The organism is Streptomyces boncukensis (assembly GCF_011045075.1).
Taxonomy (GTDB): domain Bacteria; phylum Actinomycetota; class Actinomycetes; order Streptomycetales; family Streptomycetaceae; genus Streptomyces; species Streptomyces boncukensis.
Genome location: NZ_JAAKZZ010000949.1, coordinates 1 through 1,409, shown reverse-complemented (window position 1 = coordinate 1,409; position 1,409 = coordinate 1). Strand labels below are relative to the sequence as shown.

General features: G+C 78.1%; 1 protein-coding gene and 1 pseudogene. One reads left to right on the top strand and one right to left on the bottom strand.

What is annotated here, in order from left to right; translation table 11 throughout:
* Positions 1 to 8 precede the first annotated feature (8 nt).
* The gene (locus G5C65_RS37235; RefSeq protein WP_420903404.1) at positions 9 to 878 is read left to right on the top strand and encodes a spermidine synthase; all 870 of its coding nucleotides are present in this window, start codon (positions 9 to 11) and stop codon (positions 876 to 878) included.
* A 184-nt stretch (positions 879 to 1,062) separates the two neighbouring features.
* On the opposite strand, the pseudogene G5C65_RS37230 reads toward G5C65_RS37235, so the two are convergent.
* A pseudogene (locus G5C65_RS37230) lies at positions 1,063 to 1,409 on the bottom strand (hypothetical protein); the annotation flags it as partial.

Here is a 1,409-nt window from a genome sequence, read left to right as displayed (position 1 = left end):
GGGCGATACTGGACGGCGTGGCGAAGACGCGTGGGAGACGGGGAGCCCGGGAACCGCGGACCGCGAACGTGGCGGGCGGCCTCGCGCAGCTGATGCCCGACCCCGACCGCCCGCACGCCTGGACCCTCCTGATCGACGGCGCCCCCCAGTCGCACGTCGACCTCGCCGACCCGGCGCATCTCGGCTTCGAGTACCAGCGCCGCCTCGGGCACCTGATCGACCTCGCCGCACCGCCCGGACGTCCGCTCCGCGTCCTGCACCTGGGCGGCGGCGCCCTCACGCTCGCCCGCTATGTGGCACACACCCGCGCACGCTCCGAGCAGCAGGCCGCGGAGTCCGACGGCGAACTCACCCGCTTCGTCCGCGAGGCGCTGCCGCTGGAGCGCGGCTGGCGGATCCGGGTGCGGCAGGCCGACGCGCGCGCCGCCCTCGCGCGGCTGCCGGACGCCTGGGCCGACCTCGTCATCGCCGATGTGTTCAGCGGGGCCCGCACTCCCGCGCACCTCACCAGCGTGGAGTTCCTCGCCGCCGTACGCCGGGTGCTGCGCCCCGGAGGCTGGTACGCGGCGAACATCGCCGACGGGCCCCCGCTGCGCCATCTGCGCGGCCAGATCGCCACGGCCGCCGCCGAGTTCAGCGAGCTGTGCCTGGTCGCCGACCCGGCGGTGCTGCGCGGACGGCGGTTCGGCAACAGCGTGCTGGCCGCGTGCGACACCACCCCGCCGGTGCCCGAACTCGCCCGGCGTACCGCCGGGGACCCGCACCCCGGGCGCGTGGAGTACGGCCGTGCGCTGGAGGCGTTCGCGGGCGGCGCGCGGCCGGTGACGGACGCGGACGCGGTGGCCTCCCCGGAACCACCGGAGGGCGTCTTCCGCTAGTGCCGTGACCGGCGGATCGTGCTGGGCCGGGGCTGCCCCTTGCCGGTGCCTGGTTGCGCGCGCACTTCCCCGCGCCCCGGGGCGCCCCGTCAGGGGCGCGGGGAACTGCGCGACCAGCCACGACGTACCCGCGGCCTGCGACGCGCGGCAAGGGGCAGCCCCGGACCGGCCCGTCCGGTCAGGCTCAGCGGGTGTATGTCTCGACGCGCGGCGCGGAGTCGTCCCAGCGGCAGAAGACGGTGGACTCGCCGCCGTCCCGGGCGAAGGTGACCCGGATCCACTGCGGGGTGACCCAGATCCGCATGCCCCAGCCCGCTTCGGGCGTCGCGGAGACCAGGGCGGCCGTCCGGGGCCCCAGGTCGAAGACCGCCCGGCCGCCGGCCACGGTGACGGCCCGCACCCGGTGCCCAGCGCGGTCCGTGCCGCCGCCGGGGTCCGGCGTCCGCTCCGGGCTCCCGCCGGGGGAGGGGGACGCCGCGGGGCCGCCCGCGCCGGAGCTCTCCGGCCGGGCGCTCGGCGACGGGGACGGGG